11 protein-coding genes are annotated in these 14137 nt (G+C 69.7%); 6 read left to right on the top strand and 5 right to left on the bottom strand.

Annotation, left to right across the window (positions count from 1 at the left end):
* Nucleotides 1-107: 107 nt before the first annotated feature.
* The gene (locus ACIBH4_RS09505) at nucleotides 108-2333 is read left to right on the top strand and encodes a SpoIIE family protein phosphatase (protein ID WP_362503159.1); all 2226 of its coding nucleotides are present in this window, start codon (nucleotides 108-110) and stop codon (nucleotides 2331-2333) included.
* A gap of 53 nt (nucleotides 2334-2386) precedes the next feature.
* Nucleotides 2387-3160, top strand: a complete 774-nt coding sequence (locus ACIBH4_RS09500) for an alpha/beta fold hydrolase (RefSeq protein WP_362503156.1) — start codon at nucleotides 2387-2389, stop codon at nucleotides 3158-3160.
* 65 nt (nucleotides 3161-3225) lie between these two features.
* Here ACIBH4_RS09500 and ACIBH4_RS09495 read toward each other — a convergent pair whose 3' ends face one another.
* Nucleotides 3226-3387, bottom strand: a complete 162-nt coding sequence (locus ACIBH4_RS09495) for a hypothetical protein (protein WP_350943219.1) — start codon at nucleotides 3385-3387, stop codon at nucleotides 3226-3228.
* Between the two features lie 100 nt (nucleotides 3388-3487).
* Here ACIBH4_RS09495 and ACIBH4_RS09490 point away from each other — a divergent pair, with 100 nt between their 5' ends.
* Nucleotides 3488-4024 (top strand): hypothetical protein, encoded by a 537-nt coding sequence (locus ACIBH4_RS09490; protein ID WP_362503153.1) that lies wholly within the window; start codon nucleotides 3488-3490, stop codon nucleotides 4022-4024.
* Between the two features lie 220 nt (nucleotides 4025-4244).
* Here the strand turns inward: ACIBH4_RS09490 and ACIBH4_RS09485 are convergent, their stop codons facing one another.
* Nucleotides 4245-5390 carry an acyl-CoA dehydrogenase family protein gene (locus ACIBH4_RS09485; protein ID WP_362762890.1) on the bottom strand — a complete coding sequence of 382 codons (1146 nt, stop codon included), beginning with the start codon at nucleotides 5388-5390 and terminating at the stop codon, nucleotides 4245-4247.
* A gap of 387 nt (nucleotides 5391-5777) precedes the next feature.
* Here ACIBH4_RS09485 and ACIBH4_RS09480 point away from each other — a divergent pair, with 387 nt between their 5' ends.
* From ACIBH4_RS09480 to ACIBH4_RS09470, 3 genes are all read left to right on the top strand, one after another.
* Entirely contained in the window at nucleotides 5778-7115 is a 1338-nt protein-coding gene (locus ACIBH4_RS09480; RefSeq protein WP_362762892.1) for a hypothetical protein, read from the top strand.
* 12 nt (nucleotides 7116-7127) lie between these two features.
* Nucleotides 7128-7961, top strand: a complete 834-nt coding sequence (locus ACIBH4_RS09475) for a class F sortase (RefSeq protein ID WP_362762894.1) — start codon at nucleotides 7128-7130, stop codon at nucleotides 7959-7961.
* A 1254-nt stretch (nucleotides 7962-9215) separates the two neighbouring features.
* Entirely contained in the window at nucleotides 9216-10253 is a 1038-nt protein-coding gene (locus tag ACIBH4_RS09470; protein ID WP_362503141.1) for a glycerophosphodiester phosphodiesterase family protein, read from the top strand.
* Between the two features lie 69 nt (nucleotides 10254-10322).
* On the opposite strand, the gene ACIBH4_RS09465 is transcribed toward ACIBH4_RS09470, so the two are convergent.
* Genes ACIBH4_RS09465 through ACIBH4_RS09455 form a run of 3 tightly spaced genes read right to left on the bottom strand, consistent with a single transcriptional unit; the run spans nucleotide 10323 to nucleotide 14052 of the window.
* Complete coding sequence (locus tag ACIBH4_RS09465; protein WP_362762897.1) at nucleotides 10323-12437, bottom strand: xanthine dehydrogenase family protein molybdopterin-binding subunit; 2115 nt, start codon at nucleotides 12435-12437, stop codon at nucleotides 10323-10325.
* Entirely contained in the window at nucleotides 12434-13465 is a 1032-nt protein-coding gene (locus ACIBH4_RS09460) for a xanthine dehydrogenase family protein subunit M (RefSeq protein ID WP_362762900.1), read from the bottom strand. The genes ACIBH4_RS09465 and ACIBH4_RS09460 overlap by 4 nt, the downstream gene beginning before the upstream one ends.
* Complete coding sequence (locus ACIBH4_RS09455) at nucleotides 13462-14052, bottom strand: 2Fe-2S iron-sulfur cluster-binding protein (protein WP_362503132.1); 591 nt, start codon at nucleotides 14050-14052, stop codon at nucleotides 13462-13464. The genes ACIBH4_RS09460 and ACIBH4_RS09455 overlap by 4 nt, the downstream gene beginning before the upstream one ends.
* Nucleotides 14053-14137 lie beyond the last annotated feature (85 nt).

The following is a 14137-nucleotide window of genomic DNA, read 5'->3' as shown; positions in this document are numbered from 1 at the left end:
CTAGCTCGGTTGGATCCCGTTCGGGAGTCCCTCCGCTCCCAGGCCGAGACTGCAGGAGCAACCGTGGTTCGCTTTGCACACACCCGCCCACGAGGGGCGGTCACCGGATGAAGCGGTGGGGGGATGTCTCCCAGGACGCCGCTGATCATCTCACGGCCGGCTCCGTCCTGGATCTCGCCGAGATGGCGGTGGTGGTCACCGACAGGTTCAGCAACCTTCTCTACTGGAACCCGTTCGCCGAAAGGCTGTTCGGGCGCCCCGGCACCTCGGGACCCCGTGACCAGTCGCTCTCCCTGGGCATCATGGAGAAGGACCACCCGCTCGCCGTCGAGCTCTCCAAGCACGTCCTCAAGGGCGGCGTCTGGGAGGGCACGTTCGACGTCAGGCGCGGTGACGGGACGATCATCTACGTACGGGCACAGGCCGTGCCGCTGCGGCATCCCTCGGGAGCGGTGACGGGCATCGTCATCACCGCCCGCGAGGCGATGCGCAGCAACGAGCGGGAGAAGGACCGCTTCGGCCTGCTGGAGCGGATCGGCGAGCGCCTCGCCGGATCGCTCTACGTCGAGGAGACGCTCAAGCGCGTCGCGGAGATGCTCGTCCCGCAGTTCGCCGACCACTGCTTCATCGAGTTGGTGGAGGAGGGGCGGCTCACCCGGAGGGTCTCCACCCACGTCCAGGGCTGGAGCCCGCCGCCCAACACCTGGGCGCCGCTCGGGGCGGAGATCCACTACCCGGTGGGGCACTACGCCGAGATCGCGCTGCGCCGCCAGGAGACGATCCTCGTCGAGGACTTCTCCCAGACCAACTATCCCAGTCCGGGCGAGGCCAACACCCGCCTCGCCGCCGAGATCGGCATGACCTCGGCCATCGTCGCGCCGCTGTGCGTGCGTGGAGAGACCCTCGGGCTCATCTATCTGGGGCTGTCCAATCTGACCGACCGGCGCAGCCCGCACTACGACGCCTTCGACCGCGACTTCGTGGGGGCCATCGCCACCAGGGTCGCCCTCGCCGTCGACAACGCCCTGCTGTTCGAGGAGGAGCGGCACACCGCGGAGTCCTTCCAGAAGCACCTGCTGCCCCGTGCGCTGCCGCAGCTCGACGGTCTGGAGATCGCGGTCCGCTACTTCCCCGCCGCCCCTCTGGTCAGCCACGGGCAGGGCATCCAGACCCAGGTCGGCGGCGACTGGTACGACGTCATCCCGCTCTCGGCGGGCCGGGTCGGCATCGTCATCGGCGACGTCGAGGGCCGGGGCGCCAAGGCCGCGGCGGTGATGGGACAGCTGCGGGCGGCCCTGCGGGCGTTCGCCCAGGACGACAAGCCGCCCGCGGAGATCCTCGCCAGGCTCGACGAGTGGACGCGCATCATCGCGACCCCCGAGCAGGACGAGAGCGGCACCGACATCAGCGTCCCGCCCATCGTCACCTGCCAGTACCTCGTGTACGACGCCTGGTCGCGGCAGCTGTCGTTCGCCAACGCCGGTCACGCCCCTCCGCTGCTGCTGATCGGCGACACCTGCACCGAGCTGGACATCCGCGAGGTCGGCCAGCCGCTGGGAGTGCGGGCCAAGGGCATGCACGCCGACCTGGTCTACAAGGAGGAGACGCGGACGCTGCCCCCCGGGGCCTCGTTGCTCCTCTACACCGACGGGCTCGTCGACCGCCGCCCCATCCGCGACGCCGACGGCAGGCCGCCCAACGTCGAGGAGGCGCTGGCGCAGCTCTGCGGCAAGCTGATCAAGATCAGTGACGCCTCCGTCGAGGAGATCGCCGACGCCGCCACCGTCGCGGTACCCGGTGAGATCGACGACGACATGGCCATCCTCGTCCTCAGGTCCGCCTCCGAGGACCTGGCCGTCGAGGAGCGTACCTTCCCCGCTCAGCCGATCATGGTCGGGGAGGCGCGCCGGATGGCCTCGGAGGCGTTCATCGGCTGGAACGTCCCCGAGGAGCGCGCCGAGCTCGCCTGCCTGCTCGTCTCCGAGGTCGTCACCAACGTCGTGCTGCACGCCGCCACCGCCAGCATCCCGCGCAGGGAGCTGACGATGGACGGCCCCCCGCTGCCGTTCGACGAGTCCTGGGACGTTCCGGGCTTCGAAGACGAGATCGTCAACGAGAAGGAGTTCACGCTCAGGATCCGCCGGGGCAGGGAGTCCGTCTGGGTCGAGGTCTTCGACCAGGACCTTCGGCTGCCACGCATCCGCAGCGCGGGGGAGAACGACGAGGGCGGGCGGGGTCTCTACCTCGTCGACCAGCTCGCCAGGCGCTGGGGCTCCCGCCCCACCAAGGAGGGCAAGGCCGTCTGGTTCGAGATCCCCACCAGGTCGCGCTGAGCCGCAAGCGGCACGACTGGCACCCGTTCCCGATCGATGGTTGACTCGGGAGCATGGAGCTGGCGTTCGAACGGCGCGGGACAGGTCCTCCCCTCGTCCTGCTGCACGGCATCGGGCATCACTGGCAGGCATGGTTGCCGATGCTCGACAGACTCGCCGCCGAACGGGACGTGATCGCGGTCGACTTCCCCGGTTTCGGCATCTCGCCGCCGCTGCCGCCCGGTACGCCGTACACGGCGGAAAGCCTGGCGGACGCGATCGAATCCTTCTTCGATGTGCTCGGCCTGCGCGACCCTCATGTGGCGGGTAGTTCCCTGGGGGGTTACGTCGCTCTCGAACTCGCCTCACGCGGGGTGGTCCGTTCGGCCACCGCGCTCTCTCCGGCCGGATTCTGGAACCGCAGCGAGCTCATGTACGCGCGAGCCGTCCTCCGCGCCGGCAGGGCCTCGGTTCGCGACCTTTCTCCCCGGCGGGCCGCCGCCCTCGTGGAAGATCCGCTGGGCCGCCTTCTCTGCGCCGGTGTGATGGTCGCCCATCCGAGAAGGATCTCGTCCGAGGCGCTGCTCGCCGGGTTCCAGGCGCTGGGGGACGCCTCCGGTTTCGACGAGACCCTCGCCTCGTTCGCGGGGCTGATGCCTCCCGCGCCACCGAAGGTGCCGGTCACGATCGCCTGGGGCGAGCGCGACCGCCTGCTCCCGCGCCGGCAGGCCGTCCGCGCGGCCAGATGGTCGGGGCAGCGGGTGAAGCTGCTCAAGGGGTGCGGACACCTGCCGATGACCGACGACCCCGAGCTGGTCGCGAGCGTGCTGCTGGAGGGCTCCCGGTAAACGGGGCTTTCGAGGATTCACGGCTCGGGAGGGCGTCCGAGAGGCGCCCGGGGCCGGGGGAGAGATCAGCGGACGGTCTGTCCCCAGATGGCGAGCATCGCGATGACGAACACGGCCATGACGCCGATGTACGCGACCGGGCCGAGCCGGAAGGCACGCCGCACCCGGTTCAGGCCCCAGGCGAACAGGAACGCCAGGAAGATCAGCAGAATCAGTCCGCTGTCCATCGTCACCACCTCGGGGAGTCTCCGTTGACCAGTATGCGGCGCCGAAGCCGTCTTCGCGGTTGGTAAACGCAATCCCCAACCCATGGGATCGTTACCTTTCGTGAACAGGACCTCGAAGGCGACGCGTGCCCTGCTGGTAGCAGCCCTGGCCGCAGCCCTTTCCGCATGTTCCGGTGGGAGTGGGGCCTCCGGCACGCCGGCGACCGTCACAGCCACCGTTATCGTGACCGCCTCGGTCACTCCGTCTCCCGTGGCCTCCGCCACGCTCTCCCCGTCCCCCGCGCCGACCCCGGCCGCCTCCGCGTCGACGGATCCCGACGATTCCGTCACGCCGTTGCCGTCCGTGAGCGTTCCCGGGAGCCGGGACGTCGACGCCACGATAAGAGGGAAGATCGCCCTGCGCGGGGCGGACGGGATCACCGTGACCTCGGAGAGCGACCGGGAGGTGAAAGCCCTCCTGCTGCCGTTCACGGTCGTGCGCGACGCGCGGGGGCTGGTCTGCAGGGAGGGACAGGCCCCGTACAGCTGCTCGATGGAGCAGTTGCAGGCGGCGATCAAGAAGAGGGGCGCACTGTTCGCCAAGGTGACGATCAAGGACGGGGTGGCCACCCAGGTCGAGGACATCACCGAGGGGTGAGGGCCCGGCCGGTCGCGGGGAGCCGCAGTCCCGCGAGGGCGTGGACTGCGGCTCTTCGCCGGGCGTTCCGGGGTGTCTCAGGAGCCGGGTGTCCTTGAGCCGGAGTGGCCCGTGAGCGGGAAGAGCCGGTCCTGGATCGTCTTCCCGCGTCGGGCCTCACCTGCGTGGCCGAAGCCAGGGCTGCGCGCCCGGCCTCTCCGATCGGGTGCCGAGGCCGGTCTCAGAAGCCGAAGGAGCGACCGATGATCTCCTTCATGATCTCGGTGGTGCCGCCGTAGATGGTCTGGACGCGGCTGTCCATCCAGGCCTTGGCGACGGGGTACTCCATCATGTAGCCGTAACCGCCGTGCAGCTGGAGGCAGCGGTCGATGACCTTGGTCTGCAGCTCCGTGGTCCACCACTTCGCCTTGGCGGCGTCCACGGCGGTGAGTTCCCCTGCGTTGAGGGCGAGGATGCACCTGTCCACATAGAGGCGGGCGATGTCCACCTCGGTGTCCAGCTCGGCCAGGACGAAACGGGTGTTCTGGAAGCCGCCGATACTCCGGCCGAAGGCCGTACGGTTCTTGCAGTACTCGATCGTCGTCCGCAGGACCGTCTCCGCCGCCGCCACCGCCATCACCGCGATCGAGAGGCGTTCCTGCGGCAGGTTGGCCATGAGCTGGAAGAAGCCCTGCCCTTCCTGCGGGCCCAGCAGGTTGGCCGCGGGGACCCGGACGTTGTCGAAGAACAGCTCCGCCGTGTCCTGGGCGTGCATGCCGATCTTCTCCAGGTTGCGGCCCCTGCTGAAGCCCTCCATGCCCCGCTCGACGACGAGCAGGGAGATCCCCCGCGCGCCCGCGTCCGGGTCGGTCTTCGCCACGACGACGACCAGGTCCGAGTTGATGCCGTTGGTGATGAAGGTCTTCTGGCCGTTGACCACGTAGTGATCGCCGTCGCGTACCGCGGTCGTCCTGATGCCCTGCAGGTCGCTGCCCGCGCCGGGCTCGCTCATCGCGACCGCCGTGATCAGCTCACCGGAGGCGAACCCGGGCAGCCAGCGGGCCTTCTGCTCGTCGTTGGTGAGGTCCACGAAGTACGGGGCCATCACGTCGTTGTGCAGCGAGTAGCCCAGGCCGGTCGCGCCGATCGCCATCACCTCCTCGACGATCACGGCGTTGTAGCGGAAGTCCGTGATTCCCGCACCGCCGAACTCCTCGGGCACCCCGAAGCCGAACATCCCGATCTCTCCGGCCCTCTTCCACACCTCGCGCGGGACGATGCCGTCCTTCTCCCACTGTTCGTGGTGAGGCGCGACCTCGCGGGCCAGGAACTCGCGCACGGTCTCTCGGAAGAGTTGGTGCTCCTCCTCGAAGAGGTCTCGCTGCATGGTGTGCCTCCTTGGGACTCGTGGCGACTCGCGACGGCTCGTGATACAGAATACAATTCTGTTACTAGCAGGTACAGTCGATATCGTGCTGTTAGCGTGGCTTGCTGTGGTATGTAGAGGTATATCCAGATCACAAGTACGCCACGGTCTTCGAATCCACCCACGATCTCGCTGCGCCGAAGATGGTTCAAACCGTACGATCTACCCTCGGTGTGCTATGGGTATGCCTGTTGGCGGCAGCCTTCGTGATCGGAGTATGTGGTGGTTCGGTGGCGATCTGGGCTCCGTAGGTCCCTCGCGGTTTCGGCCCTGTGCCTTTTCGGTGGCGCGCTTGTCGCACTACCCTCCGGCGCCTCCGGTGCGTCCGGCTCCGGCATCGCCGAACTCGTGGTCGACTACAGCTGCACCGGGGGGATCGCCCTGGGAGGCAGCACGGTGAACCTCCGGACCAAGGTGTCGATTCCCACGACGCTCACCGTCGGGGAGCCGCTCAACATCGGCTGGGACCTCAACTACAGGAACGGCGACCCGGCCAGGTTCGGCTCGCCGGACTACTTCGGCCCCGGAGGCAAGGTCCTGGTCACCGGGAACGTGCAGATGTCCGGGAGCTGGATCGGCGTACTGCAGCCGAAGGGTGTCGTCGACCAGCCGGGCAAGCTGCAGCCGGGCAGCATCCTGAAGCTCCCCGAGGGGATCTCCGACGCCGCCCACACCGACCAGGCGGGCACGCTCAAGGTCTCTCCCCGGAAGCTGTTCGTGGACTTCATGCCCCCGGCCGGCGAGATCATGGTCAACAACGACGACCCCCGGGTGAAGTACCACGCGGCGGCCGACTGGTACGAGCTGAACGACGAGGCGCTCAGCATCGGCGACTACGGCCGCGACCTGCACCGCACCGACAGGGTGAACTCCTTCGCCACCTTCACGTTCACCGGCACCGGGATCGAGTACATCGCCCGGCGCAGCACGGAGGCGGGGCAGGTCGGCTTCAAGATCGACGGCCAGGACGCCACGCCGGCCTTCATCGACGCCTCGAAGGACGCCGACGGCACGCCGACGAACGCCGCGCACCGGGGCGGGCTCACGCTGTGGAGGTTCAACGGCCTCAAGTACGGCGAGCACACCATCCAGGTCACGAACCTGGAGGCCGGTAAGTTCGCGCAGGTAGACGCCTTCCGGGTGATCACGAAGCAGTTGCAGAACCCGCCGGCCGACTACCGGGCCACGTGCGCGCTCGTCAGCGCGCCGGTCTCGGTGGACGTCACCATCTCCGAGCGGGGCGTGTCCCCCTCACCCAGCGGGACGGGCTCCCCGGACCCCAGCGTCACCCCCAGCACTACGCCCACGGGCAGCCCCACGGCCACTCCGACGGGCACCCCGACGGGCACCCCGACGGGCACGGCCACCCCCACCCCGACGGGCACCCAGACCGGGGCCGGCAACCAGACGCCCGGGCCGAACAACACCACCAGGAGCACCACCACCTCGACGCCCAAGCCGACCCTCACCGTGACCGCCACCGTCACCCCCACCAGGCCCACCCCCACCGCGCCGCAGGTGGTCATCACGCCCAGCGGCGGGGCGCAGACGGGTGAGGCTCCCGAGGGCGGCTCCGGGCTGGGGCTTCTCAGCGCGGGCACGGCGATGGTGACGGGAAGCGCACTGGGCGGTGTGGCCTTGATGAGGCGGCGGGCGGCACACGCGCGCGGCCAGAGGGACAGCTGAAGGAGGCGCCGGATGTATCAAGGACCTGGTCAGGGCGGCCCCGACCCCTATCACGGCACCGGCCCCGCTCCCAAGCCCAAGGGGAGCATGCTGATGGCCGGGCTCCTCGTGGCGGGGTCGCTCGGCGGGGTGGCCGCGATCATGGCGGGGCTCCTCGCATACCTGCCCCCCGCGATAGAGGACGCGCCGTACGGGCCGCCCGTGCCGCAGGCGGCGGACAGCAACATCCAGATCCAGGAGGTCCCTGCCGCCGGACAGCAGCCCGTGGGAGTGACGCCGTCCTCGGTGGGGCCGGGCGGGCTGGACGCCCCGCTCACGGCGGCCGCGCCCACGGCGGCGCCGCCACTGCCGGTGACCATGCCTCCGGAGCCGCTGAAGAGCGACGGCGTGCAGCCCCGGCGGATCGCCATCCCGAAGATCGGCGTGCTCGCCCCGCTGATGGCACTGGGTGTCGACTCCAAGCGGGAGATCCAGACGCCTCCGCTGAGCAGGCCCAACCAGGCGGGCTGGTACAAGCACGGCCCGACCCCCGGGCAGCAGGGGCCCTCGGTGGTCCTCGGGCACGTGAACACCAAGAAGGGCGCCGCCGTCTTCAGCAGGTTGAAGGAGATCAGCCGAGGGGACAAGATCAAGGTCTCCCGGTCCGACGGAAGTCTCGCGGAGTTCACGGTCGACGGTGTGGAACAGGTCAGCAAGACGGCCTTTCCGTCCAAGCGGGTCTACGGCAACACCGGTGAGGCGACGCTGCGGCTGATCACCTGCGGCGGTGTCTACAACCGCGCGACCGGCCACTACACCGACAACATCATCGTCTACGCGACCCTGTCGAAGACCCGGCGCGCCTGAGTCCACCGTGTCCGGCCCGCGGTCCGGGCGCGGTGTTTTCCAGATCGGGCGCGATACACCGCGAATCCGTGGGTCACGACGTTTTCGCCGCTCGTTAGCCTCCCCGTCAATCCGGGTAGGAAGTTGTTCGATAAGAGGCATCCCCCCGAATGATCAGAAGGTGGGGGTGTGCCCAGGTGAGCATCGTGCGGGCCGGGGTCGTAGCCGTACTCATAGGGGTGGCCGCTCTTGGCGCGGTACAACACCCGAAGGGGCACGATCGCACGGGGTGGGGTGGCAAACGTTTCGCGCATTCGGCGCCGAAGCACGCCGGGGGCTGGACGACCAAGAACTGGGGCAACGGCGGGCGGACGGCCGAGCGTTCGAGGACGACCGTCGAACGCAGGGGAAACTGGGGATTCGGGCGGCCGAGACACTCGGACGGCGGACGGCACAGGGCGTGGGAGACCGGTCGGCGGTATCCGGGGTGGAAACACCGAAGTAATCGCGGTTTCTGGCGTCGAGGCCCGGAGGGCGAACGCGGCGAGGGGCGAGGGTTCGGGAGCCGTGGAGACCGGGATTCCCCGCGGTCGGGCCCGGACGCCGAGGGCGGCGGCGACTGGGACCGGGAGCGACCGGGGGCGCGGGAGTCTCGGCGTCGAGGTCCGCAGGCCGGATGGCGAGAGGGCCATGGGGGCGGACGGCAGGGGGCGGGTGCCTGGCGGCACAGGGGCCGGGAGTTGGGGTGACCGGTGTGGGCCGGGCACGGCATGAGGCGGCATCGGCACAGGTACGGGTATCGGCAGGGACAGGGCCGGCGAGACGGGTCACGGGGCGAGTGGTGATCCGAGGTCGGGGCTCGGAAGGCCGAGCCGTCAACCGACCCGCGTTTCTCTTCGTCGAGGAGTGAGTGATCAATCGCTCACTCTTTTTTTGTGGACAGCAATATCGGGATATATGTGGTGAAATGTCCTAGGAAGTGCTCATGTGGTGTTATCTCGGCTAGAAATCGCTTCTGATCGTTAATTGCATCTCCAGTCCGGGTATAGCCGCTTATGCGGATGTGTCCCCCTGCTGAACCGGAGCGGGGGGTGTACGCGGGTGAACAAGGCGCGGGCCGGTGTGCTGGCCGTATTCATAGGGATGACCGTGATCGGCGCCCTTCACCACGTCGATTCGACGGGCACGCGGTCCGTGAGCCCCGCGGACGGGCGATCCGGTGACTCGGTGGCCGAGCGGCCCGTGAGTTCCGCGAGTTCCGCGGACGGGCGGTCCGTGAGCTCCCCGGCGAACCCGGAGGCGCGGCATTTCGGCCGCCACGAGATCGCGCCGATCATCATCGCGCATCGCGGAGCCAGTGCCTTCCGGCCCGAGCACACGCTTCTCGCCTACACGGTCGCCATCTCGATGGGTGCCGACTACATCGAGCCGGACCTCGTCTCGACCAAGGACCACGTGCTGGTCGCACGGCATGAGAACGAGCTCTCGGCGACCACCGACATCGCCGGACACCCCGAGTTCGCCGACCGCATGACCTCCAAGGTCATCAACGGCATCCGGCACACGGGCTGGTTCACCGAGGACTTCACCCTGGAGGAGTTGCGTACCCTCCGTGCCAGGGAGCGCTTCTCCAAGGAGCGGCGGGAGAACACCGCGTACGACGGGATGGAACGCATCCCGACACTCGACGAGGTGGTCCAGCTCGCGCAGAAACACGGGGTGGGCGTCTACGCGGAGACCAAGTTCCCCACCTACTTCGCCTCGATCGGGCTGCCCCTGGAGGAGCCTCTCCTGGAGACCTTCGCGCGCTACGGATGGGACGACGAGCGGGACCCGGCGTTCATCCAGTCCTTCGAGGCGGGGAATCTCAGGCGCCTGCGTTCCCTCACCCGGCTGCGGCTCATCCAGTTCGTCGGCGCGACCGGCGCCCCGTACGACCTCGCGAGCGCGGGTGACCCGCTCACCTACGACGACATGGTCACCCCGGCAGGACTGCGGGAGGTCGCCAAGTACGCCGACGGCATCGGTCTGGTCACCAAGCGGATCGGTCCCGCAGGTCTCAGCGGAAGATCGGTGTCACCCGTCACGCTCGTCAGGAACGCACAGAGGGAAGGGCTCCTCGTCCACGCCACGACGGTTCGCAGGCTCGCGCGGCTTCGGGCGGATCTCGGGAGCGGCGCCTCCGGTGGGCGCGCCGCCGAAGGGGTGAAGAGGTGGCTGCAGCGCCTGTACAGGCTCAACGTGGACGGAGTCATCGCCGACGACCCCGGGCTGGCACGCGCCATACGGGACCAGCTGCGCGGCGGAGGCTGACGCGCGGCAGGTCGGGTGTCGCGCGCCGGGTGTCGGCGCGCGGGTGGGTTCGCTCGGTGCGGTCTTCCGTCAGCCGGCGCGCATGGCCGCCCGTACCCGATCAAGAGTGATCGGCAGGTCGCGCTGCCGGAAGCCGGTCGCGTGGAAGACGGCGTTCGCGATCGCCGCGGCGGTGCCGACGATCCCCACCTCGCCGATTCCCTTCACACCGACCGGGTTGAGCTCGTCGTCCTGCTCGTCGATCCAGTGGGCCTCGATCCCGCGGACGTCGGCGTTCGCCGCGATGTGGTATCCGGCCAGGTCGTGGTTGACGAAGTCACCGAACCGGGGGTCCATCCGCAGGGCCTCGTGCAGGGCCATGGATATCCCCATCGTCATGCCGCCCAGGAACTGCGAGCGCGCCGTCCTGGCGTTCACGATCCGGCCGGCCGCGAAGACTCCCAGCAGCCGCTCGACACGGACCTGTCCGCTGTCGACGTTCACGCTGACCTCGGCGAACTGTGCCCCGAACGAGTGGCGTGAGAGGCGCTTGGCGGCGGCGAGATCCTCGGTGGTGTCCGCCCGCACCTCCAGTCCCTCGGGAGGGACGACGCCGGACCGCTCGTCGAGCTCCTTCACCAGCGCACGGCACGCCTTGCTCACCGCCCAGCTCCACGAGGAGGTGCCCATGGACCCCCCGGCGAGAGGCGCGGGACCGAAGACGCTACGGCCCACCCTCACCGTGACCAGGTCCATCGGCACGCCGAGCTCGTCGGCGGCCACCTGGGTCAGCGCGGTGCGGGCGCCGGTGCCGATGTCGGCCGCGGCGATCTCGAGCACGAACCTGCCGGTGGGCTCGGCGTAGGCGGTCGCGGTGGAGGCCATGGTGAAGACGGGGTAGGTCGACGACGCGACGCCGGTCCCGAGGAGCCGGTCGCCTTCCTCGCGGACGCCGGGCGTGGGGTCGCGCCCGGCCCAGCCGAAGCGCGCCGCACCCTCACGCAGGCAGGCGATCAGGTTGCGGCTGCTGAACGGGAGTCCCGACTCGGGGTCGGCCGAAGGCTCGTTGACGATCCGCAACTGGACGGGGTCCATCCCGAGGACGTACGCCAGCTCGTCCATCGCCGACTCCAGGGCGAACATCCCCGGAGCCTCACCGGGGGCACGCATCCACGAGGGGGTCGGCACGTCCAGCTGCAGCAGCCGGTGAGCGGTGTGGCTGCTGGGCGCCGCGTACATCACGCGGCCGGCCGCGACCGTCTGCTCGGTGTACTCGACGAGCTTCGAACTCTGCTGGAGCGCCTCGTGCCACACCGCGGTCAGCCTGCCGTCCCGCTCGGCTCCCAGGCGTACGCGCTGCACGGTGGGCGTCCGGTAGCTGACGAGCGCGAACATCTGCTGCCGGGTCATCGCCACCTTGACCGGTCGTCTCACGGCGCGCGCGGCCAGCGCCGCCAGCACGGTCGGCGGGCGGGGCGCCGCCTTCGACCCGAAACCACCGCCGGTGTGGTCGGCGACGACGCTCACCGCGCTCTCGGGAAGACCGAACAGCCGGGCGATCGTGGTCGCCGACTTCCACGGTGCCTGGTCGGCGTTGTAGAGCGTGAGGGTCTCGCCCTCCCAGAACGCGATCGTGGCGTGCGGCTCGATCGGGCTGGCGTGCTCGGTCGGGGTCGTGTAGACGGCGTCCACGCGGACCGGTGCCGACGCGAGGGCGCCCTCGGCGTCACCCCGGTCGACCGTCCCCGCGAGGCCCGCGTTGACCGTCTCCGGAGAGAAGATCCGCGGGTCGCCGGGATCCAGTTCGACGTCGTACTCCTCGTCCTCCTCGTAGTCCACGCGCACCGCCGACGCCGCCTCGCGGGCGCCCTCCAGGGTGGTCGCGACCACGGCGGCGACGATCTGCCCCCGGTAGGCGACGTCGGCCGACTGCAGAACGGCCAGCTCGGCGTCCTGCGCGGGACGCAGCCGAAAGACGTTGCCACTGTCCAGTACGGCGATCACCCCGGGCAGGGCGAGCGCGGCGGCGCCGTCGACGGAGCGCACCCGCCCCCGGACGATCGTGGACTGCACCGGCCAGACGTAGACGGCGTTCGGCACGGGGTACTCGTACGCGTAACGGGCCGCGCCGGTGACCTTGTCGCGTCCCTCGATCCTGGCCGGTGCCCCGCCCACCACCTTGTCGAGCACCTTGTCGACGGTCATCCCCGCTCCTCCCGTGTGAAGCTCCCCGCGGACCCCGCCGGTCTCGTGAGATCGCGCACGCTCGCCGCGATCAGGTCGCCGGCGAGGTCGATCTTGAACTCGTTCCCGGGGAGGGGGCGCGCCGCCGCGAACTCCGCCTCCGCCGCAGCGAGCAGCAGTGCCCTGGTCGGCCTGTGGCCGGTCAGCATCCCTTCGGCTTCCCTGGCCCGCCACGGCACGGGGGCCACCCCGCCCAGCGCGAGCCGGATCTCCCGCAGCGACCCGCCGGCCTCCGTCGCGACCACCGCCGCGATCGAGACCACCGCGAACGCGTAGGACCAGCGGTCGCGGACCTTGCGGTACAGCATGACCGCGCCGGCCACGGGCGGTGGCAACTCGACCCCGGTGATCAGGTCACCGGGGTCGAGCACGGTCTCCCGGTCAGGGGTGTCGCCGGGCAGCAGGTAGAAACGGGAGAGCGGCACCGCCCGCTCCTCGCCTCCCGCGAGTCTGATGTGCACCACGGCGTCGAGGGCGGCCATCGCCACCGCCATGTCGGAGGGGTGGGTGGCCACACACGCGACGGAGGTGCCGATCACCCCCAGGTCGCGGTGGTCGGCACCGCCGATCGCCGAACAGCCGGTATCCGGTTCGCGCTTGTTGCACGGCTTGGTGATGTCCTGGAAGTACGGGCAGCGTGTGCGTTGCAGCAGGTTACCGCCGGTGGTGGCCATCGACCGCAGCTGCCCCGAGGCCCCGGCCAGCACCGCCTGGGAGACCGCGGGGAAACGCTCCCTGATGCCCCGATCGCCGGACAGATCGCTGTTGCGCACCATCGCGCCGATGAGCACGCTCCCGTCGGCCCGGTGCTCGATGCGGTCGTACGGCAGTCGCGTGACGTCCACCAGCGTCGCGGGCCTCGCCACGCCGAGCCTCATCAGGTCCACGAGGTTGGTACCGCCGGCGAGGAACATCGCGTCGGTGCCGTCCAGGAGGGCGGTGACGGCGGCATCGGGGTCGGTGGCGCGCTCGTAGGTGAAGGGTCTCATCGCGCGTCCCCTGAGCTCCGCCCGGTGAGAACCGGCTCCCGGTTCTCACCGCCGGCCGCGTCGAGGACGGCTTCGACGATTCCGGCGTAGGCCCCGCAGCGGCAGAGGTTGCCGCTCATCCGCTCGCGGACCTCCTCGGCGTCCAGGGCGCGGCTGGAGGCGACACCGGCGGCGACGTCCTCGGTGACATGGCTCGGCCAGCCCTGTTCCGCCTCGCCGAGCGCGCCGATGGCGGAGCAGATCTGGCCCGGCGTGCAGTAGCCGCACTGGAAACCGTCGTGGTCGAGGAACGCCTGCTGTACGGGGTGCAGATCACTCCCGGGGGCGAGGGCGGCCACCCCCTCGATGGTGACGATCTCCTGCCCGGCGACCGCGACGGCGAGCGTGAGGCAACTGTTCACCCGGCGGCCGTCCAGCAGAACCGTGCATGCCCCGCACTGCCCGTGGTCGCACCCCTTCTTCGTCCCGGTCAGTCCGAGACGCTCCCGTAGCGCGTCCAGGAGGGTCACCCGGTTGTCCAGAGAGACGGGGTGGTCGGCACCGTTGATACGCAGCGTGATATCGCTGCCGAACGCTTCGACTGCCATGCGTTTATCCTGTCAATTCCCCGATGAGGGGCGGATTTCCTGCCAATCTGAAATTCCCAAAGAAGCGGCAATCCTGTCGCTTCGA

Source organism: Streptosporangium sp. NPDC050284, assembly GCF_044459525.1.
GTDB lineage: Bacteria > Actinomycetota > Actinomycetes > Streptosporangiales > Streptosporangiaceae > Streptosporangium.
Note: the sequence above shows the minus strand (reverse complement) of the source record. Positions and strands in the feature narration are given on the sequence as shown.